Below are 24,925 nucleotides of genomic sequence, written 5' to 3'. Positions count from 1 at the left end.
TCAATCGATGGGGCGGATGCCGAGGAGCGGCCAGATGCGGTCGATGCGCTCCTTGATCTCCGGCGACATCTCGATCATCTCCGGCCACGGGCGAACGAATCCCTCCGTCGCCCACTTCTTGGTCCCGTCGATCCCCATCTTGCTGCCGAACGACGGGATCTGCGAGGCGTGGTCCAGGTCGTCCACCGGGCCCTTGGCGATGCGCACGTCGCGCTCCGGGTCGATGTTGCCCAGCGCGTACCACCACGCCTCCTGCGTGTTGCGCACGTCGATCCACTCGTCTACGACCACAATCACCTTGGCCAGCGACATCAGCCCCAGCCCCCACAGGCCGTTCATCACCTTGTACGCCTGCCCCGGATACTCCTTGCGGATGCTGACGAACACCAGGTTGTGGAACACGCCCTCCGGCGGCATGTGGTAGTCCACGATCTCGGGGATCGTGAGCCGGGCCAGCGGCAGAAACATGCGCTCCGTGGCGCCGCCCAGGTACACGTCCTCCACCGGCGGCCGGCCCACCAGCGTGGCCGGATAGACCGGGTCCGCGCGCATCGTCACCGTGGTGACGTGAAAGACGGGATACAGCTCTTCCAGCGTGTAGAAGCCGGTGTGATCGCCGAACGGGCCCTCGATGGTGAGGTCTTCGTCCGTGTCGACGTAGCCTTCCAGCACGATTTCCGCCTGCGCCGGAATGGTCAGGTCGCAGGTGATTGCCTTGGCGGTGTACACCGGCTCGCGGCGCAGAAAGCCGCCGAACAGGTACTCGTCGATGCCCGGCGGTAGCGGCGCGCTGGGCGTGTACATGGTCGCCGGGTCCCCGCCGATCGCCACGACCACGGGCATGCGCCCGCCCGGCCCGCGCTTCCACGCGCGGTAGTGCCCCGCCCCACCCTTGTGCTGCTGCCAGTGCATTCCCGTGGTCGTGGGCCCGAACACCTGCATGCGGTACATGCCGATGTTCTGAATCCCCGTTTCCGGGTCCGAGGTGATCACCATCGGCAGGGTGATGAACGGCCCGCCGTCGTCCGGCCACGTCTTGAGCACCGGCAGCTTGGTAAGGTCGAACTCGCCTTCGCGCAGGATGACTTCCTGGCACGGCGGATCGCCCTTGAACGGCCGCGGCGGCACCTTGGTGAGCTCGACGAGCTTGGGCAGCATCTGCATCTTGCCCCACAGCCCCTTGGGGATCTCGGGCTTGATGAGGTCGGCGATGCGGGCGGCGTGCTCTTCCACGTCGCGCACGCCCAGCGCCGCCGCCATCCGCTTCCACGAGCCGAAGACGTTGATGGCCACGGGGATGTCGCTTTCCGTGCCGTCCATCAGCACCGGCCGCTCAAAGAACAGCGCCGGGCCGCCGCCGGGAAGCTTCATGGCGCGGTCGGTGATCTCCGCCATCTCCAGATCCACCGACACCGGCTCGCGCACGCGCACCAGCTGGCCGGTGCGGTCTAGGTAGCGCAGAAACTCGCGCAGGTTCTGAAAGACCATCGTCACTGCCTCATATCGAGAACCGCCCGCGAGAGATCGGACGGGATTCCGTTGAAAACGCGAATCCGCCTTCCGCGCGGCGGAAGGCGGACCGGACTACTGCCCCATCATCACCGCGCCCACGCGGCGGACGATCACGAACGACACGAACGATACGCCGCCCAGGATAAGCATCAGCCGGGCGAGCTTCATCTGCCGGATGCCGATTTCGTTGAGGCGGCCCTCCGGCTTCCACACGCCGGCCACCGTGGGCCCCTGCGCGGGGTCGGCGGGATGGCGCCAGGCCGCCAGCTGCAGGAAGGCGGATGCCACGCAGCAGCCGAAGAAGCTGAGCAGCAGCGTGGACGCCAGGACCTTGAAAAGAACGCTCATCGGCGCGTACCGTGGTGAAGGGCGGCGATTCCCCCGCTGAGCGTGGTCCACTGCACCCCGTCAAACCCTGCGTCCGCCATCCGCCGCGCCAGCTCCTTCGGCGCGGGGAACTGCACCACGGACTCGGGGAGGTAGTTGTACGCGGACGGGTGGCTGCTGATCATGCGGCCGATGCGGGGCAGCACGTGCATGCTGTACATGCGGTACAGCGTGCGGAACGGCTCCCAGGTGGGATTGGTGAACTCCAGGATCACGAGCTTCGCGCCCGGCTTGAGCACGCGCGCCATCTCCCGCAATCCGGCGTCCAGGTCCGCCAGGTTGCGCACGCCGAAGCCGACCGTGGCGCCGTCGAAAGTGGCGTCCGCGTAGGGAAGCGCGAGAGCGTCGGCGCAGGCGGGGCGCACGGGGACGGTGCGGGTCTTTCCCGCGTCCACGCCGCGCTCCAGCATCTCGTACGTAAAGTCGCTGCCCACGACGCGGCCGCGGAATCCGCCGCGCCCGGCCAACGCCACGGCCAAGTCCAGCGTGCCGGCGCAGTTGTCCAGGTAGGTGCCGTCCGGAACCCGCTGCCAGTTCAGCCGGCGCACGGCCAGGCGGCGCCACAGCCGGTCGATGTTCATCGACAGAACGTGGTTCAGCAGGTCGTAGCGCGGCGCGATGGCGCCGAACATGTCGCGCACGTGCGCCGCTTTCTGGGCCGGCGCGGGAAGCGCGGTGGGCCGCGCGTTGCTCTCTGGCATACCGTAAACCGCTTGCGTCGCTTAGAATGGAGCCGCTGAAACTAGCCCCTGCCCCGAGGCGCGAGCAAGACTGCGCCCCGGACTGAAACTTCGCCGGCCCGCCCGTCGTACGGTCCCGCACGTCTGATCTCAGGCCCCGAATCCAAGCGGTGAACGCAACTCAGGTCTCCGACCACGAACTGGTCACCCGCGCCCAGCAGGGCAGCGAAAAGGCCTATCGGGAACTCCTCGGCCGCTACGAGCGCCCGGTGTTTTCCATCATCTATCGCATGATCCGCGACCGCGAACAGGCCGAAGACCTGGCGCAGGAAACGTTCGTGCGCGTGTTCAACCACATCGACAGGTACGATCCCAAGTACAAGTTCAGCAGCTGGATCTTCAAGATCGCCACCAACCTTACGATCGACCACATCCGTCGTAAGGAGCTGAACACGGTTTCCATCGACGGATCGCGCAACGCCACCACGGCGGAGCAGATCGAGGCCACGGCCATCACCATCATCTCGCCGGATGAAAATCCCGAGGAGCTGCTGGAGGCCAAGGAGCTGGGCGAGGAGATCGAGGAGGCCATCGGCAGGCTGCGCCCGGAGTACCGGGCGGCCATCCTGCTGCGTCACGTGGAAGGGCGCGAGTACCAGGAAATCGCCGAAATCATGGCGCTGCCCCTGGGCACCGTAAAGACCTACATCCACCGCGGGCGCAACGAGCTGCGCGAAACGCTGCAGCATCTGAAAGTCTGATGTCTCTGGCCCCGCGGGGCATGCTGAAACTCCGGAGCCGCCGGCTTCGTACCAAACTGAACCATGACCACGACGCGACCCTGAGGACCACGTGATGGACGCAAACGGACACCTGCCTTACTGGACGCTGGAGCAGCTCGTGGACGGCGCCCTTTCCCACGTGGAACGGAGCCTTGCCGAGCAGCACCTGTCACGCTGCGCGCACTGCACCGCGGAGCTGAAGGAGGCGCGGGCGCTGGTGGCCTCGCTGGAGGCCTTTCCCGCCCTGGCTCCCTCGCCCCGCTTTGCCGACGCGGTAATGGCGCGGGTGAACATCGCCCCGGCGGCCGCCGCGGAGCCGGCCGCGATTCCGGTTCGCGCCGGTTCGCGCAGGTGGAAGACGCTGGTGGGGATGGTACTTGCCCCGCTGGCGATTCTGGCGGCGTGGTTCGGCGGGGCGGCCACGGGAATGGGCGGGCTGTGGAGCGCGGTGAGCGGGTGGTCGCGCGACGTGTCGTGGAACCTGCTGTCCGAGGGGACGGAAACGCTGATCCGCACGGGGATGTTCCAGTGGGGCGCCGATACGCTGGCCTCCATTCCCGGGCCCACGCTGGCCGGGCTCCCCGTGATTCTGCTTGTGCTGGCCGCCGCGGTTCCCGCCGCGGCATGGACGATGGCGCGCATGCTGCGCGCCCCGGCGACCGGGATGACCCATGCGTAACACGACTCGAGCCGCGCTGCTTGCGGCACTGTTCCTGGCCGGTCCTCTTGCCGCGCAGCCGCGGCACGACCACACCGGCCTTTCCGACGGGCGGGAGCTGCACCAAGGCGACCGCGTGTGGTTTCGCGGCCAGCACGCCGTGGGCGCCGACGAGGTGATCGAGGGCGACGTAGTCGTCGCCAGCGGCTCGCTGGTCGTTCGCGGCGAGGTGCACGGCGACGCGGTGGTGGGCGGGGGCGACCTGGTAGTGGAGCGCGGCGCCCTCATCTACGGCGACGCGGTGGTGACCGGCGGCAAGCTGGTGAACCGCGGCGGCAGCGTGCTGGGCAAGGTGCAGGAAGGCTCGCAGCAGGCCAAGACGACGGGGGCCATGCACATCCGGCGCGGGTGGCTGGGATCACTGCAGAGCGGGTTCAGCGGCATTCTGCAGACGATCGCGCTGGGGATTCTGCTGGCCGGTGTGGGCGTGGCGCTCACCTTCTACGGCCGCCCGCATCTGAACCGCGCGGTGGACGTGCTCCGCCGCACGCCGGGCAACGCGGTGGGGATCGGGGCCGCGGCCAACGTGCTGGCGCTTCCCGTCTTCCTGGCCGGGCTGGTGCTGCTGACGGTGACCATCATCGGCATTCCCCTGCTGCTGCTCTTCATCCCCCTGTTCTGGGCGATGCTGGCGGCGCTGGCGGGGCTGGGGCTGATCGTGGTGGCGCAGGTGGTGGGACGGCGCACGGCGGAGCAGGCCGGCGAGTTCGCCTCGCTGCAGAACGAGCCCTTCATGCCGCTGTTCACGGGCCTGGCCGTGCTGCTGGCTCCGCGGCTGGTGGCGCACCTGCTGGAGCTGACGCCCTTTCTGAACGTGATGGCGGATCTGGTGGGCCTGCTTGCCTCGGTGCTGCTGTGGGCGGCGGCCAGCGTGGGCGCGGGCGCGGTGCTGATCGTGGCGGTGAGCCTGTGGAACGAGCGCGGCTACCGCGGCGAGGGCCGGCCGATGGGGATGGACGACCTGGGAACCAGCGGCGCGCACGTGGCCTGATTGCGCGGCGGTGGGTGAAGGATGGAGGGTCCGCGGGCCTGAAGGGGCTCGCGGAGCGGATGGAAAAACAAAGGAGAGCGACCGATGCTGGCGACGCTGCTGGTGGTTCTGGGAATAGCCGTGCTGGGGATCGTGGTGATCGGGGTTACGCTGGCGGTGGTGGGCGCCGTTGTGGGGCTGGTGTTCGGGCTTCTGGCGCTGGCCGTAAAAGCGATTCCGCTGCTGCTGGCGGGCCTGATCGTGGTGAAGCTGGTGCGCGCGAGCGAGCGCCGGCGGCTGGGTGTGTACGCCGCGGACCAGCGCTGGCTGGACAGCTGAACAGAAGGGCATCACACAGAGACGCAGAGCAGCAGAGAACAACAAAACGCGTCTCTCACGGAGGCCGCGAAGGGGGCACGGAGGTCACGGAGGGGATTCCCTCCGGCCTGCGTGCCCCCTTCCTGTTTTCCCGCGCTGTCCCGCTCATCCACGGCGCGACTGATATGAGATTCCGGGATATCAGGTCAAGCCTCAGGATTCCTGGCTACCCATGATTCAAATCCCCCCTCTTCCTGCTGCTCTGCTGCTCTGCTGCTCTGCTGCTCTGCTGCTCTGCGTGAGATCATCTGTTGCTCTTCCTCCGTGACCTCCGTGCATCCTCCGTGGCCTCCGTGTGAAACGGCTGTCGAGGAACTTCAGGAAACAAAAGGGACGGCTCCCCGCGCGGGAAGCCGTCCCTTTCCGCATCCGAAAAGAAACAGATCGCGCGCGGAAACTTCAGTTAACGGCGGCAAGTGGGACAGTGCATCCTCGGAACGCGGGGAGTTTGCGTCCCAGCGAATTGCGGATATGGAGCGGCATCAGCCGCGTATCAGAACGCAAGGCATGGTAGCGCAATGAATTACGCATTCATGGCACACCGGTACGTGCTTTGCCGACAATGGCCTCCAGATTCCGGCCGCGTCCCCGGAAAGCGCCCGCGTTCCAAGCCCCCGGCGCGAACGGAATCCCGCAGTTCCCGGCTACGCTCCTTTTCCGGCATCCTCCGGCGAAAGACACACAGCCGACGGCCCCTCCGGGCCGGCCGCACGCACGGCCCATCGCCGTGCCCGCGGTGCTCGATTCGTCCGGGCGCCACGCCCGCCGCGGCCGCCGCCCCACGGGGGCGGGGCGGCGAACACCCCATCCTTTGCGGAGGAACCCCCCGATGCCGTCCGTGCTGAGCTACCCAGGCGTCTACGTGGAGGAAGTCCCAAGTGGAGTGCGCACCATCACAGGCGTCAGCACGTCGGTGACGGCATTCGCGGGCGCCGCCCGGCGCGGCCCGCTGAACCGCGCCGTCCGCGTGCAGAGCTTTGCCGACTACGAGCGCGCGTTTGGCGGGCTGGTGTCGGAGTACGAGCTGGGCTACGCCGTGCGCCAGTTCTTTCAGAACGGCGGCGGCGAGGCCTGGGTCATCCGCCTGGCCAAGAACGCCTCCGCCGCCTTTGCCGACCTGCCCGGCGCCACCGGCGCGTCGCTGCGGCTGACCGCGCGGGACGAAGGCGCGGCCGGCAACGCCATCCAGGTGCAGGTGAGCCACGACACGGCCACCCCCGGCAGCACCTTCACCCTCTCGCTGCAGTACACCTCCGCCAACGCCACGGAAAACCGCGGCGAAACGTTCGCCGACCTCAGCATGAACTCGTCGGACGCGCGCTACGTGCTGGACGTGGTGAACGACGGCTCCGCGCTGGTGACGGCCGAGGTGACCGCCCCCGCCAACGCGCTCTCCGCGGTGAAGGGCGCCAGCTACAGCGGCGTGGTGGGCGACGTGGCCACGCTGGTGACGCCGACCGCGAACCGCCTGCAGGTGGTGGTGAACGGCGACGCGCCGGTGGAGGTGGTGCTGGACCCGGCCACCGACGTGGCCGGCGCCGACCCCGCCGCGCGGCTGGCCACGCTGGCCGGCGCCATTGCCGGCGCCGTGCCCTCCATCACCTGCACCCCCGACGCGGGGCGGCTCAAGCTGGAGTCCAAGCAGACGGGCGAGCGCTCCAGCGTGCGCGTGCTGCCGGGCGCGGGCAACGACGCCTCCGCCGCGCTCAAGCTGGGGAGCGTGAACGGCGGCACCGAGGTGGACGCGGCCGCCGCCATCCGCCCTGCGGAGCAGCCCGGCGGCGCCGCCGTCACCAGCGACACGCTGGCGCTGGCGGACGTGACCGCGCCGGCGCCGGGGGCCGAAAAGGTGAGCGTGAGCGTGGACGGATACGGGCCGGATACGGTGACGCTGGCCTACTCGGCCGCGGCGCCGGGGCTGGCGGACCGCCTGGCCGCGGTCGCCGCCGAGATCCAGGCCAAGGTGCGCGCGCTCAAGCCCGCCAACGCGGCGTACGCGGGCTTCACGGCCACGGTGGAAGGCGGCACCAAGCTGCGCATGCGCTCCGGCACCCGCGGACCCGGCTCCGCCGTGCAGTTGGCGGCCGCGTCGGGCGACACGCTCGCCACGGCGCTCAAGCTCGTCGGGAGCAGCGCGCCCGTGCAGGAAGCCACGCTGGGCGGCGGCGGCGAGACGGCGTACGGCCCGGCGGACGCCTACAACCTGTTCATCGGCGACCGGGCGGCGCGCAGGGGGATCTACGCGCTGGAGGCGGTGGACATCTTCAACCTGATGTGCCTGCCGGGGGTGACGGACGCGGGGATTCTGGCAGACGCCAGCGCCTACTGCCGCGAGCGCCGCGCCTTTCTGATCGTGGACGCGCCCCGCAACGCCGTGACGCCCGACGCCATGGCCACGCTGGCGCTGGGGTCCGCGCTCCCCAAGACGGACCGCGCCGCCGTCTACTTTCCCTGGGTGTACGTGGCCGACCCGCTCAAGGGGGGCAAGCCGCGCCTCTCCGCGCCGTCGGGGACCATCGCGGGGCTGTACGCGCGCACCGATGCCTCGCGCGGCGTGTGGAAGGCGCCCGCGGGTACCGAGGCATCGCTGCTGGGCGTGCAGAAGACGGACTACCACCTGACGGACGGCGAGAACGGCGTGCTGAACCCGCGCGGGGTGAACGCCATCCGCACCTTTCCCGGCGTGGGCCCGGTGGCGTGGGGCGCCCGCACGCTGCGCGGCGACGACAAGCTGGCGGACGAGTGGAAGTACGTGCCGGTGCGCCGCCTGGCGCTGTACATCGAAGAAAGCCTGTACCGCGGAACGCAGTGGGTGGTGTTCGAGCCCAACGACGAGCCGCTGTGGGCGCAGATCCGGCTGAACCTCGGCGCCTTCATGCACAACCTGTTTCGCCAGGGCGCGTTCCAGGGCAAGACGCCGGCGCAGGCGTACCTGGTGAAGTGCGACGCCGACACCACCACGCAGAACGACATCAACCTGGGCGTGGTGAACATTCTGGTGGGTTTCGCGCCGCTGAAGCCGGCGGAGTTCGTCATCATCCGGCTGCAGCAGAAGGCCGGGCAGACCGCGTCCTGAGGAGACCCCGAACATGGCACAGTTCAGCGTAAACGCCCAGCGCTTCGATCCCTACAAGAACTTCAAGTTCCGCGTGCGCTGGGACGGCCGCTACGTGGCCGGCGTAAGCAAGGTGGGCGCGCTCAAGCGCAGCACCGAGGTGGTGAAGCACCGCGAAGGCGGCGACCCCAGCAGCAGCCGCAAGAGCCCGGGGCGCACGGAGTACGACGCCATCACTCTGGAGCGCGGGGTGACGCACGACCCGGAGTTCGAGCGCTGGGCCAACAAGGTGTGGAACTACGGCTCCGGCCTGGGCGCGGAGGTCTCGCTCAAGGACTTTCGCAAGGACGTCATCATCGAGCTGTACAACGAGGCGGGGCAGCTGGCCATTGCCTACAAGGTGTTCCGCTGCTGGGTGAGCGAGTTCACGGCCCAGCCGGACCTGGACGCCAACGCCAACGCCGTGGCCATCCAGACGATCAAGCTGGAAAACGAAGGCTGGGAGCGCGACTACGACGTCGTGGAGCCCGCTGAGCCTTCGTTCGCCGAGCCGGCCTGACGCGCGTGACGCCGCTTTCCGCGCGGGCGCTGCTGGGGGCGTGGGAGGCGGGTGCCGCGCAGCACCCGCTGGACCGCGCCCTCACCGTGCTGCTGGCCGCGGGGACCGCGGAGTCCCGGGCAGAGCTCGCCGCCCTGCCGCTGGCCGAGCGCGACGCGCGGCTGCTGGGGCTGCGGGCGGAGATGGTGGGTCCGGATCTGTCGGCGTTCACCACCTGCGGCCAGTGCGGGGAGCGGCTGGAGTTTTCGCTGGATACGGCGGTGCTGGCCGCTTCGCGCGGTGCCGCGCTGGGCGAGCACGAGGCCCGGGCGGAGGGGTGGCGGGTGCGGTTTCGCCTTCCCGACAGCCGGGACGCGGCGTTGGCGGCCCGGACGCGCGGCGTGGACGAGGCACGCCGGCTGCTGGCCGAGCGGTGCCTGCTTGAGATCGACGGTCCCGACGGCCCGGCGGAGGCGGACGACCTGCCGGAGCCGGTACGGGCGGCGGTGGGCGAAGCGATGGCGGCCGCGGCGCCCACGGCCGAGGTGGACCTGGAGCTGGCGTGCCCCGCGTGCGGGGCCGAGTGGCGCTCGGTGCTGGACGTGCCCGGCTTTTTCTGGACGGAGCTGGCGGCGCGCGCGCGGCGATTGTTGGGCGAGGTGCACACGCTGGCCCGCGCGTACCACTGGAGCGAGAACGAGATCCTGTCGATGACGCCGCGGCGGCGGCGGGCGTACCTGGACCTGGTGGAAGGATGAGCGACTTCTTTACGCGGCAGGCGGAGCGCGTCCTGGGCGTGGCGCACGCCATTGAACCCCTGATGGCCTCGCGGTTCGCCGAATCGGCGTTCGCGGAGGGCGAGCCGGGGTTCCAGGAAGTGCATGCGGAGGTGGAACGCGGCCGGGAAACCGTCCGCGCATCCCGCCCCGCCGCGCCGCGCATCGACTCGCCGCGTATCGATCCGCCGCACGGCCCCGTCGCCGCGGGGCACGCCGATTCGCCGCCGTCCTCCACGGCGCCCGTGCTGCGCCGCTTCGTCGATACGGGCGACAGGTCCGGGGTAGCCGCGCAGCATGTCGCGGGCACGATGGATTCCGGGCGAGCGGCCGATCCGGCTGATCACGCGAGCTTATCGCGTCCGGCTGTGTCGGATTCGGGATGGGATCGCGATCCGGATTCGGTCGATCAGAATCATCCCGACGCGCTGCTGATGGACCACGCAGCCGCTTTCCGCGATGCGGTGAGCCCTGCATCGGCAAACGGCGATTCAGGTCGCGAGCGCGCACGCACGACGAGAGTCGCCGCCGAAGCGGAGTCTCCCGGTCCACATCGCGAATTCGTGCCGCATGCGGGGTCCGATCACCGGGACGGGGCAACGGATCGCGCAGCGGTGGATCATCCGCACGACCATACCGCTGTGCGCGGCGCGACCGCGGATGACGGCCTGCTCTTTTCCGCTGATCGCGATCGGGAGAAGCCTGCGCTGCACGGGGATCGAGGGCGGGCGACGCAGGCCGGCGCGGAGCAATTTGCCGCGTCCACTTCCCGGATCGGTGCTTCGGATGCGAGTGGACGATCGGAATCCACGGTGGCGAAGAGTGCGTCATCGCCCGATCGAATTGGCGGACGGGAATCATCGACCGACCGCGTGAATGCGCGGAGCAGCGCGGCTGACGAGGGCAACGCGGGCGGCTCATCCAGCAGAGACGCGCGGACAACCGGATTGAACGCCGCCGATCCGTCATCGACCGAACTGCTGATACCGGTCAACGGAAGTGAGCCCGGGCGCGGGGGTGGCGTGGCCCGCGGTGCGACGGCGGATTCGGGATCGCGATCCGGTGAGACGTTTGAATCGCGAGCAGGAAACGGGTTGGTGGATGCGGAGTTCGCGGCCGATTCGGGCGCGGCATCGACCTCAGCATCGGCCCCGCCATCTGACCCAGCAGCAGCATCGACCGCGACGGAAAAGGCGCGGCGGAACGGGGCGGAGCGCGCGGGGCTGCTGCTTCCGCCGACGCGGCGGGTGTCGCGGCGGACGGCTGATCCGGCCGCAGCGGAGGCGCGTGGGGAGGCGGCGGAGGACCGATCGGGAGCGGTGGAGGATGGCCCGTCATCGACCGAACGCTCCTCGGCAGCGGCGGAGCGGAGGCCGCATGCGGCTACGCGGCTGACCCTGCTTCCGCCTGCCCGCAACGCGCGGAGCCAGGCCGCGCCGCCCGCGGCCAAAGCCGACCCTGAGCGGCCGGCGGTGACGGTAAGCATCGGGCGGATCGAGGTGCGGCCCGCGCCCGCACCCGCGCCGGAGCCGGTGGTTCAGCCCGCGGCGCCGGGGTGGCGCGCGCCCGTGCTCTCGCTGAACGACTATCTGAACAAGGGCGGGCGATGAGCAACTACCTGGCGATCGCCGCCGCCACAGCCGCCCTGCGCGCCCTGCTGGAGGACGTGGTGGCCGGCGTGGTGGCCGGTTCCGAGGCCACCGTCGCGCGCCCCGGCGACACGCCCGACATGACCCCGGCCGTGGGCGCCAACGTCTTTCTGTACGGCATCACGCCGAACGCGGCGTGGCGCAACGCGGACCTTCCCGCGCGGCGGGCGGGCGGCGACGTGGCGCAGCGCCCGGCGGCCGCGCTGGACCTGCACTACCTGATCTCCTTCTACGGCGACGACCGCCTGCTGGAAACGCACCGCATGCTGGGCGCCGTCGTCCGGACGCTGCACGCGCGCCCCGTGCTGCCCCGCGAACTGCTGCGCCAGGTGGCCCAGTCCACCGCGTCGCTGAACGCCGCGGATCTGTCTGAAGCGCCGGAGCCCGTGCGGCTTACGCCGGTGCTGCTGAACCTGGAGGAGCTTTCCAAGCTGTGGTCGGTGCTGTTCCAGGTGCCGTACGCGCTGTCGGTGGCGTACCAGGCATCGGTGGTGACTCTGGAGGCGGAGGAAACGCCCGCGCCGCGGCTTCCCGTGGCGGCTCGCGGCATTCACGTAGTGCAGTTCGGCGAGCCGGTGGTGGAATCCGTAGAACCGGAGACGGGCGCGCGTAATCCCATTCTGCCGGACAGCGTGCTCGTCATCACGGGGCAGCGGCTGCGCGGCGACCGCACCCGCGTCCGCATCGCCGGGCAGGAGGTGGAGGCCGCGCACGCCAGGTCGGGCGAGATCCGCGTCCCGCTGTCCAGCCTGCCGCCGGGTACCCTCCGCGCCGGCATCCAGCCGCTGCAGGTGGTGCACGAGCGGATGATGGGCACGCCGCCGCGTCCGCATCGTGGCGGGGAAAGCAACGTCGCGCCGTTCGTTCTGCGCCCCGTGATCGCGCGGACCGCGGAGGATGCGCCCGACGTGAAGGTGCTCCCCGCGGACGGGGACGGGCCGCGGCGTATCCGCGTCCGCGTGACGCCATTCGTTGGCGCGTCCCAACGGGCCGTCCTCCTGCTGAACGGCTCGGCGGACCCGGAAGGGCGCTCCTTTGCCCTTCCCCTCCCCCGCCGCGACGCGGACGGCGACACGCTGGAGTGGCCGGTGGGCGACGTGCCCGCGGGAACGTACCTCGCGCGCGTGCAGGTGGATGGCGCGGAAAGCCCGCTGGAGCGCGGCCCGGGGAACGGGTTCACCGGCCCGGAGGTGACGCTGTGAGCGACTGGACCGCCGCCAACCAGGCGCACCTGATGGCCGCCGTCGCGCGGGTGCAGACGCTGCTGGAGCGGCACCTGTCCGGCGAAGGCAATCCCGTTCCCGCCGCGCCGGAAACGGCGATGGAGCCGCCGCCCGCGCTGGAGCGGCTGTGCGCGGCGTTCGGCCTGTCCGCATTCGAGCGCGACGTGCTGGTGATGTGCGCGGGGATGGAGCTCAGCTCCGGGCTGGCCGCGGCCGTCGCTCTCTCCGGCCGCCCCGCGCCGACCCTGGGGCTGGCGCTGGCGGCCTTGCCCGACGCGTTCTGGAGCGCGCTGGCCCCCGCCGCGCCGCTGCGCTACTGGCGGCTGGTGGAGCTTTCCGCCGCGGATGCGCTGACCACCGCGCCGCTGCGGGTGGACGAGCGGGTGCTGCACTACCTGGCCGGCGTGGGCGGGGTGGATGAACGGCTGATGTCCATCGTGGAGCCAGCCGCCGCGCCCGGTGCCCTGCCCCGCTCGCACCAGGACGCGGCGGATGCCGTGACCCGCGCGTGGAGCGTTCCGGCTCCCCTCCCCGCCCTGCTGTGCCTGTGCGGCGACGAGCGCGCGGGCAAGCGGGCGGTGGCGGCAACCGCGTGCGAGCAGATGGGGCTGCGGCTGCACGTGGCGCGCGCCGCGGACCTCCCCGCCGCCGCCGCGGAGCGCGAGGCGACCGCCCGGCTGTGGGAGCGCGAAGCCGTGCTGGGCGGATGCGCGCTGCTGGTGGAGGTGGAGGACGGCGACGGGCCGGAGGTCGCGCGAGCTCTGGCGGCCTTCGCGGAGCGGGTGCGCGCGCCGCTGCTGGTGTCCGCGCGCGAGCCCGTGCGTACCGCCACACGCACCCCGGTGCGGCTGGATGTGGATCGCCCGCCGCCCGTGGAGCAGCGCGCGCTGTGGCACGACGCGCTGGGCCCCGCCGCGGCCCGCCTGAACGGCGCGCTGGACGGCCTGGTCGCCCAGTTCCACCTGGGCGCGCGGGAGATCCGGCTGGCGGGAGCGCAGGCGCTGGCGGAGGGGGGCGAGTCCGGGCTGGGCGGCCGGCTGTGGGAGGCGTGCCGCGCGCAGGCCCGCCCGCGGCTGGACGACCTGGCGGAGCGCATTCGCGGCGACGCTGGGTGGGACGACCTGGTGCTGCCGGACGACCAGGCCCGCACCCTTCGCGACGTGGTGACGCACGTTCGCCATCGCACCCGCGTGTACGAGCAATGGGGCTTCGGGCGGCCGGGCGCTCGGGGGCTGGGGATCAGCGCGCTGTTCGCCGGGCCCAGCGGCACCGGCAAGACGCTGACGGCGGAGGTGGTGGCCAACGAGCTGGGGCTGGACCTGTACCGCATCGACCTCAGCCAGGTCGTCAGCAAGTACATCGGCGAAACGGAAAAGAACCTGCGCCGCGTGTTCGACGCCGCCGAGGAAGGCGGCGCGGTGCTGCTGTTTGACGAGGCGGACGCGCTGTTCGGCAAGCGCAGCGAGGTAAAGGACTCGCACGACCGCTACGCCAATATCGAAGTCAGTTACCTGCTGCAGCGGATGGAGGCGTACCGCGGGCTGGCGGTGCTGACCACCAACCTCAAGGCATCCATCGACACGGCGTTTCTGCGCCGCATCCGCTTCGTGGTGAACTTTCCCTTTCCCGACGCCGTGCAGCGCGCGGGAATCTGGCGGCGCGCCTTTCCGCCGGCCACGCCCACGGACGGGCTGGATGCGGCGCGGCTGGCGCGGCTGAACGTGGCCGGCGGCAACATCCGCAACATCGCGCTGGGCGCCGCCTTTCTGGCCGCCGGCGCAGACCGTCCCGTGCGGATGGAAGACGTCCTCCGCGCCGCCCGCGGCGAATACGAGAAGCTGGAGCGCGCGATCAACCCGGGCGAGATCGGGGGCTGGGGGAACGGCAGTGCGTGAGTGCGGGGTGCGTGAGTGCGTTAGTGCTGGAGAAGGTGCGTGAGTGCGGGGTGCGTGAGTGCTGTTGTTTCGGGGGAAAGCGCGTCGGGTGATCGGGATGGGCGATGTGCGTCGATGCGGGACTCGGCGTGAGGCGGAGATGCCGGTCGGGCGCTCCAAATCCGCGCACTCACGCACTCACGCACCCCGCACTCACGCACTTCCCTGGCTTTCATCGGAGCGAACCATGACCATCGACCTGCGGCTGGATGAACTCGTTCTGCACGGTGTGGCGGCGCGCGACGGCCAGGCCGTGGGCGAGGCGCTGCGCGCGGAACTCGGGCGGTTGATCGCCGAGCGCGGCCTGCCCGCGTCGCTCACCGGCGACGCGGGAACGCTGCGGCTGGACGGCGCACGGTTCACCGTCACCGAGGGAACGCCGCCGTCGCAGATGGGCGCGGGGATCGCGCGGGCGCTCATGGAAGGCACCCGCCCATGATGAGCGCGATGACCGGGAGCCGTCCCTCTTCCTCCCCCATGCTGCGGCGCTCCGCCACGGGGTCGCGCTGTGCGTGCGGAGGCGCCATCGGCGCGGACGGCATGTGTGACCAGTGCCGCCAGCGCGCACTGCAGCGGCGGGCCGCCGCGGCCGGTCCCGCGACGGCGCCGCCCATCGTCCACGACGTGCTGCGCGGCGCGGGCCGCCCGCTGGACCCGGCGGTGCGCGCCCGCATGGAGCCCAGCTTCGGCCACTCGTTCGCCCGCGTGCGCGTGCACGACGACGCCCGCGCCGCGGAGTCCGCCCGCGCGGTGGACGCGCACGCCTACACGGTGGGCGACCAGATCGTGTTCGGCTCCGGGCGGTTCGCGCCGGAAACGCGACACGGCACGGGGCTGCTTGCGCACGAGCTGGCCCACGTGGTTCAGCAGCGGGGCACGGCGGGCGCGGCGCCGCAGCGGCTGGCGATGGATCACGGCCCCGCGGACGCGTGGGAGGGCGAGGCCGCCCGCGCCGCCGACCGCGTCATGGAAGGGCGCCCGGTGGGGGCGCTTTCCGCGGCGCCCGGCGCCGTGCGCCGCGCCATGATCTGCTCCAAGCGGCTGGAAGCGCCGGTCGCGGGATGGTTCGCCAACCACGCCTACATCGACGACACCGGGCGCAACGACTGCCTGGGCAGCGGCATGCCCGGCAACTACGCCGTCCAGACCCTCACCAGCGGCAACTTCTACACGGGATGCGCCGCCAAGACCAGCACGTCCACCGATCCGCAGAGCTTTACCCCCAACCGCAAGCCGTGCACGCCCAAGCCCGGGGTGACGGACGTGTCGGCCTGCCTGGCCGCGGCGTACGCGGCGTACAACAGCCCCGGCCTGTACTCCAATCCCAACGGGCCCAACAGCAACACCTTTGCGTACACCCTGGCCTCCGCCTGCTGCGCCGACGCCAGCGACAGCGGACTGGGATGGGTGCCGGGATGGGGCAAACCGCCCGCCCCGCCCTGCCCCGCGCCCCGGCCGGAGACGCCCTCGCAGTACATCGGCTACGGCGAAACCGTGGGGCCGGACGGCATCGTGCGCGTGGGGCTGGGAGGCGCCAAGTGGTGATCGCCAGCGGGTACCTGGGATGGAACCCCGCCGAGGTGCGCATCGGCCCTTCCGTGATGGACGCCGATGGCGCGGTGCGGCTGGATCCCGGGCCGGGGATGCACCCCCGCGACTGTGCTCCCGCTGCCAGTGCCGTACTCGTGGCGGCGGAAGGAACGGGGGAGGATGCGCTGCTCCTGCTGCGTGCCCGCGCGCCCGCGCGGACGGTGGCGCGCGGACGCGGCATTCTGGCCGCGGCGGCCGACGCGGCGGGGACGACCGGATGGTACACGGTGGCGCACGGGCTGGACGGGAGCGCGGAGGTGTGGACGGTGGATCTCGACGGCGGAGAGCCGCGCCGGGCGTGGGGCGGCTGCGCGGTGGACAGTCCGCTGGTGTGGATGCCGGACGGACGCGTCGCCTTTCACGGCACGGATGGGTGGATCCGGGTGGCGGGCCCTGGCGAGGGCGAGCCGGTGCGCGTGGCCGCCGGGCGCTCGCCCGCGGCGGACGGAACCGGGCGGCTGGCGTACCTGCGCGGGCGCGCCGTGGTGGTGCGCGGCGCGGACGGCGCCGAGCGCGAATGGCCGCTTCCGCGCACGCTGGGCCGGCCCACGCTGGCGCGCGTCCTCAGCTGGTCGCCCGACGGGCGCGAGGTCAGCTGGGGGCGCACCGCCGGGCTGGTGGGGAAGCGCACCGACTTCTTTCTGCTGGATGTGCAGACCGGCCGCTCGCGCCGGGTGCCGCAGCGGTACCTGGCCGGCCTGCGGCTGATCGCCCCGTCCCCGGAGTGGCGGTGACGCGCGCGCCGGGTGGAGCGCTGGGCGTGCGCTGGGGCACGGACGCGGAGCTCGCCGCGGAGACGCTGGGCCTGGCGGGGCGGCCGTGGCTTGCGTGGCGCGGCGACCCGGCGTTCGAGGTCTGCGACGATGCTGCGGTCCGCGTCGGCGCGTTCGGCGCCCCGGCGCGCCCGCGGGTGATCCGGTGGGGAAAGCGGGTAGCGGGAATGCAGCTGGAGTATCCCGCGTCCGCGTGCGACGACGTGCGGCGCACGGTGGCGGCGACGTGGGGCGTGGACGGGCCGGCGCCGTACCGCCAGTGGCTGCGCGGCCAGGTGGTGCACCTGGGGACCGACGCCACCGGGTGCACGCTCACGCTGTCCGGCGCGCGCTGGGGGCGGGCCTTTGCCGCCGACCAGCTGCGGCAGGGGCTGGGCGGGCTGGCGGCGGGACTTCAACCATGACCGGGAGCGCCAGGTGAGCGAACGCGCCGCCCTTCCCGCGCCGGTTCCGGCCGCGCCGCGCGCACCGGCCGCGGCACCGCCCGCCGTCCACCGGACGCTGCGCACGCCGGGGCAGCCGCTGGACGCCGGGGTGCGCGCGGCGATGGAGCCGCGCTTTGGCCACAGCTTCGCGGACGTGCGGGTGCACGCGGACGGCGACGCGGCCCACTCCGCCGCGCAGGTGGGGGCGCAGGCGTACGCGGTGGGCCCGCACGTGGTGTTCGGAGCGGGCCGGTACGCGCCGCACACGCCGGGCGGACAGCACCTGCTGGCCCATGAACTCGCCCACGTGGTGCAGGCAGGGCCCGGGCCGGCGCCGCTGCGTCCCCGGCTGGAGGTCGGCTCATCCACCGATCCCGCGGAGGTGGAGGCGGAGCGGGCGGCCCGGACGGTGACGGCCGGGGGAGCGGCGCGGGTGGCCGCGGGAGGCGGCGCCCCCGCCCTGCGCCGTTTTGAGGAGCACGAGCACAAGTCGCTGGGCGACACGGCGTACGGCGGCGCCCTGGTCAACGCGGGCGGCGACCAGCCCGGGACGGAGTTTCTGCTGACCTTTGGCGACATGGTGATGCTGAGCGGCGACTACTTCTCCCCCGAGGAACTGTCGGATTTCGCGTCCAGGCCGGGAACCGGGGGAAACGGGCGGGGCACCCGGGACGAGATCGTGTACGCGATGGCGTGGGTCAACGCCAAGAACCCCCATCAGCGTGACGCGCGGTTCGCCGCGGGCGGGCAGTGGGCGTCGTTTCAGGCCGGGGCGGACGTCGTCGCGGCCGTGCAGGAGCGGTACAACCGCCGCGGCGCGGCCAACGACCCCCACTTCGTGTCTCCGGTGGCGGGGGGCGCCGTTCCCCCCGGCACTCCGCCCGCGAGCGCCGGGGGGAACTACCGGGCGCTGCACGAGGCGGCGCTGGAGATGGCGTACGACTCCGGGCGGGCCGGGACGCCCCTGGCCCGGGCGCTGGCGCGGGAGGCCGCGGCGCAGCACTACCTGTCCGACGCGTTCTCGGCGGGGCACCTGCTCACGGCCATCACCTCCATCCGCGCGTACTGGGGGGGGCGGTACCCGCTGTTCTGGTACAACCTGCTGCACAAGATCGGGCTGGACACGGCGACGGCCATGAACGCGCAGAGCGCAGCCATCACCAACGTGCTGAGCGTGTCTTTTCTGTACGGGAGGATCATGGGCGACATCAACGCCATGGCCGCTTCGCTGCCGCCCATCACCCTGGGCGACATGGTCGCGCGCGTGTTCCACGACTGGGACAACGAGCACGGCGTGGACGTGGGCGGCGGGCGCACCGTATTCGGCGACAACCAGCTGGACAACCCGGCCCCGTCCAACGCCACGCGCGGGCTGGCCCAAGCGGCCATGCGGGCGGGCATCACGGACGTGCGGCAGGCGTACACGCTGGGCGCCGCGGGCGGCACGGCGGTGGACCGGCCGGCGCTGTTCGCCGCGGTGCGCTCGGGGACGGGCGCGACGGGAACGCAGTACGCGCCGGAGACCATGATCCTCACGCCGGCCTCCACGCAGCCCGCGCACAACTGGCACGCGGCGGACCTGGAGACGCTGTGGACGCTTCCCATCGTCGCGGGAAGCACCACCACGGTGGGACAGGCGATCTCCGCCGGGCTGGTGCCGGGAGGCGAGATGCGCCGCGCGCTGGACGACCTGGCCCTGCGGTTTCCCACGTCCAGCTTCGGGATGAATCCGCGTGCGGCGTATCTGGGAGGGTTCGTGGGTCCGCTGGTAGCCAACCCGCTCGCCGGCGTGCGCGGCATCATCCACTGGGTCCCCAACTACGGCCTGCACAGCACCGACACGGACGACATCTCCATGGACACGGCCGGGGAGCTGGACACCGTACCCGCGGGATCGCCGTCGCGGCTGGAGGGGATGACGATGCCTGCCCGCGCGGGCTACGTGCGCGAGCTGATCAGCGGCAGCGTGGGGGACGACGAGGAGGCGATGGTGATGCGGATCTTTGAGACCGCACCCCTGGCGGACCGGCGGCGCCTGTACGAGGCGGTGGAGGGGCACCCCTGGACGGGCGACTGGATCGAGGGATGGACGGTGACGGACGACGACCTGTGGGACGCGCTGGATTCCGCCCGGCTCGTCCGCCTGCGGGGGATGATCAACGGCACACCCACCCCGGCGACCGCGCCGTGACGTCCCGCGCTCCCGCCGCGCCCGCGCCCCTGGCACCGGCGCCCGCCTCGCGCCCCGCGGCCGTGCTGCGCCGCTGCGGCTGCGGGCGGTCGTCCGGCGGCGGGGAGTGCGAGTCGTGCCGCAGGCGAAAGGAGTTGCGGCGGAGCGCGTCCGCGATCGGGCCGGCCGTGGCGCCGCCCATCGTCAACGACGTGCTCGGGGCATCGGGGGCGCCGCTGGACGCCGGAGTGCGCGCGGCGATGGAGCCCCGCTTCGGGCACAGCTTCGCGGACGTGCGGGTGCACGCGGATGGCGCGGCGGCGGAGTCGGCGCGGGCGGTGGCGGCGCACGCGTACACGGTGGGGCCGCACATCGCGTTCGGCACGGGGCGGTACGCGCCGGGCACGGCGGCCGGCGACCGGCTGATCGCGCACGAACTGGCGCACGTCGTACAGCAGCGCGGTTCCTCGCCCGCCATCCAGCATCAACTGGAGATCGGCGCGGTGGACGATCCGGCGGAGCGCGAGGCGGAAGCCGCCGCCTACCGGGTGATGGCGGGCTCGGGCGTGGGGGCGGGAGCGCTGACGGCGGCCGGTCCCGCGGTGCGGCGGTTTGCCGGGCCGGGGCTGGACCCCGCGACCATCGCGGCCTTCCGGGCGCAGATCGCCGCGTACCAGGCGCTGGCGGCGGAGGGGGTTCTGCTGGCGGAGGAAACCGCCGTGGTGGCCGGGGCGGTGGCGGAGGCGGAGGTGGCGCTGGCGGCGACCGCGGAACTCGCGGCGGCGGGAGCGACGATGGCCACCGGGGCGAGGGCGGCCACCACCGCCGCCGTGGCGCTCGCGGCGGACGACGTAACCGTGGTGGGCGTGGCGGACGATTGGGCGATTCCGTTCGTCGTCGCGGGCGCGATCGGGATGGGGATCGCGGCGTGGTACCTGGCGCCCTCCGCCGCGGAGATGTCCGCCGCCGTGAGCCGGGCCGTGCAGGCCGTGCAGCGCGCCATGAACCTGATCCGCGAGATCGTGGCGCGGCATCGCAATCCGCCCGTTCCGGTTCCCGTGCCCGCTCCGCCGGTCCCCGTGCCCGTCCCGGCTCCCGTTCCGGTTCCGGTTCCGGTTCCGGTTCCGGTGCCCCGGCCGGCACCGGCGCCCCGCCCGGCGCCCAGACCGCCCGCGCCGCGGCCGGCTCCGCGGCCCCGCCCCGAGCCGGAGACGCAGCCCCGCCCGCGGCCGCCACTGGGTCCGGACGTGGACGTGGACATCGATGACGATGAGGACGAGCGCGGGTGCCAGGTGCGCGTCATCGGGCAGGCGGGCGGCAACAACTGCCACAACGATTTCGCGCGGCGGGTGAGCGGAATGGGACGCGAGGTGCGCGTCACCACGCCGTGGGGGCTCTCGGCGGACTTCGACGGACTGGGCACCGGCCGGCGGCTGTACGAGATCAAGACCGGCTTCGGCTTCGTGCTGAACACGGCTCCCTCCAACGAACTGATCCGCATGGCGGCGCTGAACCGGTTCATCGACCAGGCGTCGCGCCAGCAGATGGTGGCGGACGAGTGCGGATACGAGCTGGAGTGGGTGTTCAACAACCGGCACGTGGCCGAACTGGTGGACGGGCTGATTGAGCCGCGGGTGACGTGGCGCCCGTTCCGCTGCGACATCGACCAGTGACGCGCATCCACAGACCGGCATTGGCCACCGTTGAGGATGATCGTCGGCGTGCGATGACCATCGACAGGGACGCCGATCGGCTTGTGTTGATGATGACCGCTGGCGGGTGATGACCATCGACCAGAACGCTGATCGACCTGTGATCCAGATGCGCTTTTCCTTTTCGCACCCCGCGCCCGCAGCCACGAGATGAGTGCATTTCCCGGATCGCCGCGGTTGATGAAGGGCGCCATCATCGGCGTCGACAAGTTCAACCCGCTCGCGAGCGTGGTGGTGTTCCAGTACAACCCCGACACGCTGACCCGGCGGGTGCAGGCGAACACGGGGCAGCCGGAATCGCCCACGGCGCCGCGCGTGGAGCCCATGCGCTTCAACGGCCCGCCGCGCGAAACCATCTCGCTGACGATGGAGATCGACCTGGCGGACCAGCTGGAGCGGGGCGACGCCATGGCCTCGCTGCTGGGGCTGTATCCCACGCTGTCGTCGCTGGAAATGCTGCTGTATCCCAAGGCGGCGGACATGATTCTGAACTACGCGCTGTCGCAGGCGGGGGTGCTGAGCGTGGTTCCGCACGACGCGCCGCTGACGCTTTTCGTGTGGGGGCTCAAGCGGGTGGTGCCGGTGCGCATCACCAGCCTGAGCATCACGGAGCAGGCGTTCGACCCGGACCTGAACCCGATCCAGGCCAAGGTGGAGCTGAGCATGAGCGTGCTGACCTACCAGGACCTGGGCCTGGTATCCGCGGGCGGGGCGCTGTTCATGGCGCACCAGGTGGCCAAGGAGGTGATGGCCACGATCGGCGGCGTGGGCGCGATCACCGGCGGCGTGTCCGTCGGCGCCTCCTTTTCCATCGGCTGATGGATGGGCGCCCGGGAATCGAGTCACCGTACGCGAGACGGATGCGCGGCGGCGGCATTCTACCGAGCGCACCCGGGCTGTCATCCTGAGCGGAGCGCCGCGCCAGACCCTCAGCGGCACCGGATTGTGGCGCGTAGTCGAAGGATCTTGCCACGGCAGTCCGCCGGGTTACCGGCAGACAGAGCGCGGCACAGACTCGGACAGCGGTGCTCGAGGCGGGCGATGTGGCAAGATCCTTCGACTCGCTGCCGGCATCGGCGTGGCGGAGAGGGCGCCTTGGCCGCTCGCTCAGGATGACAGTCGAGGGGTGCCGTTCGCGGGCAAAACGCGCGACGCGCGTGTTCGGCGGCAACGTGCCGGCCGCGCCGCCGACGACCGGAGGCGGGCCACGCCGAACGGCGGATCATCGCCATCAATCGAAGCGAGACCCGCGACGCACCTGGGCACCTGGCCCTGCGCACTGAGCACTTCGTCTTTTCGCACTGACGCACTCACGCACCCAGCACTCACGCACTTCCCCGCCCTCCCATGTTCGATTCCACATCCCGCTACGCCGCCATCGAAACCCGCGTGCACCAGACCACCGGCCCGGGCGGGGAGCCGCGCGAGGTGCGCCACCTGCGCCGCCGCTTTCTTCCCGCGGAGGAGGGCGAAACGCTGCTGGAGCACGCCGTGACCGAGGGCGACCGGCTGGACAACGTGACCGCGCGCTACCTGGGCGATCCGCTGCAGTTCTGGCGCATCGCCGACGCCAACGCCGTGCTGCGCCCCGACGAGCTCACCGACGAGCCCGGCCGCCGCATCCGCGTAACCTTGCCCCGCCGCTGACGCCGTGCTGACCGGAGAACTGGGCATCCGCCTGATGCTGCTGGTGGGCGACACCGTTCCGCTGCCCGCCTCGGGCGAGCTGGTATCCGCGCTGGAGCAGGTGCAGGTGACCAGCGACGCCGCCGGCGGCGACGGCTTTCAGCTCACCTTCCGCCTGTCGCGCGGGCTGGTGGACTATCCGCTCCTTCTGTCCGGCGCCGTCGACCCGTTCAAGCGCGTGATCGTGGGCGTCATGCTGGGCGCCGTGCCGCAGGTGCTGATCGACGGCATCGTCACGCACCAGCAGCTCACCCCCGGCTCCGGCCCCGGCGAAAGCACCCTTACCGTCACCGGCCGCGACGTGAGCGTGATGATGGACCTGGAAGAAGCCAACGAGGAGTACCCCAACCAGCCCGACTTCGTGATCGCCACCACGGTCATCGGCCGGTACGCGCAGTACGGGCTGGTGCCCATGCCCACTCCCACCGCGGACGTGCCCATCATGCTGCAGCGCGTGCCCCGGCAGGCGGAAACGGACCTGGCCTTTCTGAAGCGGATGGCGGAGCGCAACGGCTACGTCTTTTACGTGGAGCCGGTGACGTTCGGCGTCAACACGGCGTACTGGGGGCCGCAGACGCGCGTGGCCCCGCCGCAGCCCGCGCTCACCACGGGGATGGGCTCGGCGGACAACCTGACGGGCATCCACTTCAGCCAGGACGGACTGGCGCCCGTGGCGGCGTCCGGCGCCTTCGTGGAGCCCATCTCCCGCACGGCCATCCCCATTCCCCAGCTGCCCGCGCTCAAGCTGCCGCCGCTGGCCGCCAAGCCCGTGATGCCGCGCCGCACCCGCATGTCCCGCGGAAGCGGGCAGGAAAGCCCCGCCCGCGCGGCGCTCAGCGTGCTTGCCGCCGCCACCAATGCGCCGGACCCGGTGACGGCGGAGGGCGAGGTCGATACCGCGCGCTACGGCCACGTGCTGCGTGCCCGCGGCATCGTGGGCGTGCGCGGCGTCGGCCTCTCCTACGGGGGGATGTACTACGTGCGCCGCGTGACCCACACGCTGCGCCCCGCGGCCGGCGCGTACACCCAGAGCTTTTCGCTTTCGCGCGAGGGCACGGTCTCGCTGCTTCCCGCGGTGCTGCCGTGAGCGCGCCGTTCTGGGGCAAGTACCGCGGCATCGTGAGCGACGTGAACGATCCGCTGATGATGGGCCGCATCCGCGCCAAGGTGCCCGACGTGCTGGGCGACATCCAGAGCGGATGGGCCATGCCCTGCGCCCCGTTCGGCGGCGACCAGACCGGCTTCTTTTCCATCCCCAAGAGCGGCGCGGGGGTGTGGATCGAGTTCGAGCACGGGGACCCGGACTACCCGGTGTGGGCGGGGTGCTGGTGGGGTTCGATGGCGGAAATGCCGTCCGACATCCTCGCGCCGCCGTACAAGAAGCTGATGATCGTGACGGAGGGCGGCCACAAGGTCACGCTGGACGACACGCCCGGAATCGGCCACCTGACGCTGGAAACCAAGGGCGGGCACAAGGTCAAGCTCGACGACACCCCCGGCGCGGGCGGCATCACGCTGGAGACGTCGACCGGGGCAAAGATCTCCATCACCGCGCAGGGGATTGAGATCGACAACGGACAGGGCGCCTCGCTCAAGATGCAGGGACCGCAGGTGCAGGTGAACAACGGTGCGCTGGAGGTGATCTGATGCCCGGATACCTGCTGCAGGCGGGCGCCCAGGTGATGTGCATGCACGGCGGGCAGGCGCAGGCCACGGCGCCTTTTCCCCGGGTGAAGGTGGGCGGCCAGCCGGTGACGCTGCAGAGCGCGCCGTGGACCATCGCCGCGTGCCCGTTCGTCGCCGGAACCACGCCCATGCCCTGCGTGACCGCGCAGTGGGTGATGGGCGCGATGCGGGTTAAGGCGGGCGGGCAGCCGGTGCTGCTGCAGGACAGCCAGGCGGTGTGCGTGCCCAACGGAACGGGGGTCAACGTGGTGATGGCGCAGCTTCGCGTGAAGGGGATGTGA

The 24,925-nt window shown here is 71.6% G+C and carries 24 protein-coding genes; 21 read left to right on the top strand and 3 right to left on the bottom strand.

The window, feature by feature from the left end:
- The 3 genes from HNQ61_RS04650 to HNQ61_RS04640 all read right to left on the bottom strand — a co-directional run bounded on the left by HNQ61_RS04650 (position 1) and on the right by HNQ61_RS04640 (position 2,600).
- Positions 1-1,488 carry a menaquinone biosynthesis decarboxylase gene (locus HNQ61_RS04650; protein ID WP_170040381.1) on the bottom strand — a complete coding sequence of 496 codons (1,488 nt, stop codon included), beginning with the start codon at positions 1,486-1,488 and terminating at the stop codon, positions 1-3.
- A gap of 96 nt (positions 1,489-1,584) precedes the next feature.
- Complete coding sequence (locus tag HNQ61_RS04645; protein ID WP_170037850.1) at positions 1,585-1,860, bottom strand: hypothetical protein; 276 nt, start codon at positions 1,858-1,860, stop codon at positions 1,585-1,587.
- A complete protein-coding gene (locus HNQ61_RS04640) occupies positions 1,857-2,600 on the bottom strand; it encodes a class I SAM-dependent methyltransferase (protein ID WP_170037851.1) in 744 nt (247 codons plus the stop codon). Before HNQ61_RS04640 ends, HNQ61_RS04645 begins: the two co-directional genes overlap by 4 nt.
- 149 nt (positions 2,601-2,749) lie before the next feature.
- Here HNQ61_RS04640 and HNQ61_RS04635 point away from each other — a divergent pair, with 149 nt between their 5' ends.
- From HNQ61_RS04635 to HNQ61_RS04535, 21 genes are all read left to right on the top strand, one after another.
- Positions 2,750-3,340, top strand: coding sequence for a sigma-70 family RNA polymerase sigma factor (locus HNQ61_RS04635; protein WP_170037852.1), 591 nt, complete (start codon positions 2,750-2,752; stop codon positions 3,338-3,340).
- 94 nt (positions 3,341-3,434) lie between these two features.
- Positions 3,435-4,040, top strand: a complete 606-nt coding sequence (locus tag HNQ61_RS04630) for a cupin domain-containing protein (protein ID WP_170037853.1) — start codon at positions 3,435-3,437, stop codon at positions 4,038-4,040.
- Positions 4,033-5,070: a bactofilin family protein gene (locus HNQ61_RS04625; RefSeq protein WP_170037854.1), complete on the top strand. Its 1,038-nt coding sequence runs from the start codon at positions 4,033-4,035 to the stop codon at positions 5,068-5,070. Before HNQ61_RS04630 ends, HNQ61_RS04625 begins: the two co-directional genes overlap by 8 nt.
- Positions 5,071-5,154: 84 nt before the next feature.
- On the top strand, positions 5,155-5,388 hold the full coding sequence (locus HNQ61_RS04620) for a hypothetical protein (protein WP_170037856.1): 234 nt from the start codon (positions 5,155-5,157) through the stop codon (positions 5,386-5,388).
- Between the two features lie 868 nt (positions 5,389-6,256).
- Positions 6,257-8,503, top strand: coding sequence for a phage tail sheath C-terminal domain-containing protein (locus HNQ61_RS04615; protein WP_170037858.1), 2,247 nt, complete (start codon positions 6,257-6,259; stop codon positions 8,501-8,503).
- 13 nt (positions 8,504-8,516) lie between these two features.
- Positions 8,517-9,041, top strand: coding sequence for a phage tail protein (locus tag HNQ61_RS04610; protein ID WP_170037860.1), 525 nt, complete (start codon positions 8,517-8,519; stop codon positions 9,039-9,041).
- A gap of 5 nt (positions 9,042-9,046) precedes the next feature.
- On the top strand, positions 9,047-9,778 hold the full coding sequence (locus HNQ61_RS04605) for a T4 family baseplate hub assembly chaperone (RefSeq protein WP_170037862.1): 732 nt from the start codon (positions 9,047-9,049) through the stop codon (positions 9,776-9,778).
- Positions 9,775-11,406, top strand: coding sequence for a hypothetical protein (locus HNQ61_RS04600; protein ID WP_170037864.1), 1,632 nt, complete (start codon positions 9,775-9,777; stop codon positions 11,404-11,406). Before HNQ61_RS04605 ends, HNQ61_RS04600 begins: the two co-directional genes overlap by 4 nt.
- On the top strand, positions 11,403-12,647 hold the full coding sequence (locus tag HNQ61_RS04595) for a Pvc16 family protein (RefSeq protein ID WP_170037866.1): 1,245 nt from the start codon (positions 11,403-11,405) through the stop codon (positions 12,645-12,647). The genes HNQ61_RS04600 and HNQ61_RS04595 overlap by 4 nt, the downstream gene beginning before the upstream one ends.
- Positions 12,644-14,563 (top strand): AAA family ATPase, encoded by a 1,920-nt coding sequence (locus HNQ61_RS29145; protein ID WP_205761934.1) that lies wholly within the window; start codon positions 12,644-12,646, stop codon positions 14,561-14,563. Before HNQ61_RS04595 ends, HNQ61_RS29145 begins: the two co-directional genes overlap by 4 nt.
- A gap of 226 nt (positions 14,564-14,789) precedes the next feature.
- Positions 14,790-15,041, top strand: a complete 252-nt coding sequence (locus tag HNQ61_RS04585) for a hypothetical protein (protein WP_170037868.1) — start codon at positions 14,790-14,792, stop codon at positions 15,039-15,041.
- Positions 15,041-16,147 (top strand): eCIS core domain-containing protein, encoded by a 1,107-nt coding sequence (locus HNQ61_RS04580; RefSeq protein WP_221239651.1) that lies wholly within the window; start codon positions 15,041-15,043, stop codon positions 16,145-16,147. The genes HNQ61_RS04585 and HNQ61_RS04580 overlap by 1 nt, the downstream gene beginning before the upstream one ends.
- Positions 16,141-16,926: a TolB family protein gene (locus HNQ61_RS04575; RefSeq protein ID WP_170037872.1), complete on the top strand. Its 786-nt coding sequence runs from the start codon at positions 16,141-16,143 to the stop codon at positions 16,924-16,926. Before HNQ61_RS04580 ends, HNQ61_RS04575 begins: the two co-directional genes overlap by 7 nt.
- The gene (locus tag HNQ61_RS04570; protein ID WP_170037874.1) at positions 16,923-17,369 is read left to right on the top strand and encodes a hypothetical protein; all 447 of its coding nucleotides are present in this window, start codon (positions 16,923-16,925) and stop codon (positions 17,367-17,369) included. The genes HNQ61_RS04575 and HNQ61_RS04570 overlap by 4 nt, the downstream gene beginning before the upstream one ends.
- Positions 17,370-17,382: 13 nt before the next feature.
- The gene (locus HNQ61_RS04565) at positions 17,383-19,581 is read left to right on the top strand and encodes an eCIS core domain-containing protein (RefSeq protein WP_205761936.1); all 2,199 of its coding nucleotides are present in this window, start codon (positions 17,383-17,385) and stop codon (positions 19,579-19,581) included.
- On the top strand, positions 19,578-21,233 hold the full coding sequence (locus HNQ61_RS29140; RefSeq protein WP_170037876.1) for an eCIS core domain-containing protein: 1,656 nt from the start codon (positions 19,578-19,580) through the stop codon (positions 21,231-21,233). Before HNQ61_RS04565 ends, HNQ61_RS29140 begins: the two co-directional genes overlap by 4 nt.
- Positions 21,234-21,422: 189 nt before the next feature.
- Positions 21,423-22,091 (top strand): CIS tube protein, encoded by a 669-nt coding sequence (locus tag HNQ61_RS04555; RefSeq protein WP_170037878.1) that lies wholly within the window; start codon positions 21,423-21,425, stop codon positions 22,089-22,091.
- A 528-nt stretch (positions 22,092-22,619) separates the two neighbouring features.
- The gene (locus tag HNQ61_RS04550; protein WP_170037880.1) at positions 22,620-22,919 is read left to right on the top strand and encodes a LysM peptidoglycan-binding domain-containing protein; all 300 of its coding nucleotides are present in this window, start codon (positions 22,620-22,622) and stop codon (positions 22,917-22,919) included.
- 4 nt (positions 22,920-22,923) lie between these two features.
- On the top strand, positions 22,924-24,045 hold the full coding sequence (locus tag HNQ61_RS04545; protein ID WP_205761938.1) for a phage late control D family protein: 1,122 nt from the start codon (positions 22,924-22,926) through the stop codon (positions 24,043-24,045).
- A complete protein-coding gene (locus HNQ61_RS04540) occupies positions 24,042-24,605 on the top strand; it encodes a phage baseplate assembly protein V (RefSeq protein ID WP_170037881.1) in 564 nt (187 codons plus the stop codon). The genes HNQ61_RS04545 and HNQ61_RS04540 overlap by 4 nt, the downstream gene beginning before the upstream one ends.
- On the top strand, positions 24,605-24,925 hold the full coding sequence (locus tag HNQ61_RS04535) for a hypothetical protein (RefSeq protein WP_170037883.1): 321 nt from the start codon (positions 24,605-24,607) through the stop codon (positions 24,923-24,925). Before HNQ61_RS04540 ends, HNQ61_RS04535 begins: the two co-directional genes overlap by 1 nt.

The organism is Longimicrobium terrae (assembly GCF_014202995.1).
GTDB lineage: Bacteria > Gemmatimonadota > Gemmatimonadetes > Longimicrobiales > Longimicrobiaceae > Longimicrobium > Longimicrobium terrae.
This window is presented reverse-complemented; position numbering and strand designations above follow the sequence as displayed.

Excerpts from the sequence above, each read along its gene's own strand:
- HNQ61_RS04650 (WP_170040381.1), bottom strand. The coding sequence starts at position 1,488 with ATGGTCTTTCAGAACCTGCGCGAGTTTCTGCGCTACCTAGACCGCACC.
- HNQ61_RS04645 (WP_170037850.1), bottom strand. The coding sequence starts at position 1,860 with ATGAGCGTTCTTTTCAAGGTCCTGGCGTCCACGCTGCTGCTCAGCTTC.
- HNQ61_RS04640 (WP_170037851.1), bottom strand. The coding sequence starts at position 2,600 with ATGCCAGAGAGCAACGCGCGGCCCACCGCGCTTCCCGCGCCGGCCCAG.
- HNQ61_RS04630 (WP_170037853.1), top strand. The coding sequence starts at position 3,435 with ATGGACGCAAACGGACACCTGCCTTACTGGACGCTGGAGCAGCTCGTG.
- HNQ61_RS04625 (WP_170037854.1), top strand. The coding sequence starts at position 4,033 with ATGCGTAACACGACTCGAGCCGCGCTGCTTGCGGCACTGTTCCTGGCC.
- HNQ61_RS04620 (WP_170037856.1), top strand. The coding sequence starts at position 5,155 with ATGCTGGCGACGCTGCTGGTGGTTCTGGGAATAGCCGTGCTGGGGATC.
- HNQ61_RS04615 (WP_170037858.1), top strand. The coding sequence starts at position 6,257 with ATGCCGTCCGTGCTGAGCTACCCAGGCGTCTACGTGGAGGAAGTCCCA.
- HNQ61_RS04610 (WP_170037860.1), top strand. The coding sequence starts at position 8,517 with ATGGCACAGTTCAGCGTAAACGCCCAGCGCTTCGATCCCTACAAGAAC.
- HNQ61_RS04600 (WP_170037864.1), top strand. The coding sequence starts at position 9,775 with ATGAGCGACTTCTTTACGCGGCAGGCGGAGCGCGTCCTGGGCGTGGCG.
- HNQ61_RS04595 (WP_170037866.1), top strand. The coding sequence starts at position 11,403 with ATGAGCAACTACCTGGCGATCGCCGCCGCCACAGCCGCCCTGCGCGCC.
- HNQ61_RS04585 (WP_170037868.1), top strand. The coding sequence starts at position 14,790 with ATGACCATCGACCTGCGGCTGGATGAACTCGTTCTGCACGGTGTGGCG.
- HNQ61_RS04580 (WP_221239651.1), top strand. The coding sequence starts at position 15,041 with ATGAGCGCGATGACCGGGAGCCGTCCCTCTTCCTCCCCCATGCTGCGG.
- HNQ61_RS04555 (WP_170037878.1), top strand. The coding sequence starts at position 21,423 with ATGAGTGCATTTCCCGGATCGCCGCGGTTGATGAAGGGCGCCATCATC.
- HNQ61_RS04550 (WP_170037880.1), top strand. The coding sequence starts at position 22,620 with ATGTTCGATTCCACATCCCGCTACGCCGCCATCGAAACCCGCGTGCAC.
- HNQ61_RS04535 (WP_170037883.1), top strand. The coding sequence starts at position 24,605 with ATGCCCGGATACCTGCTGCAGGCGGGCGCCCAGGTGATGTGCATGCAC.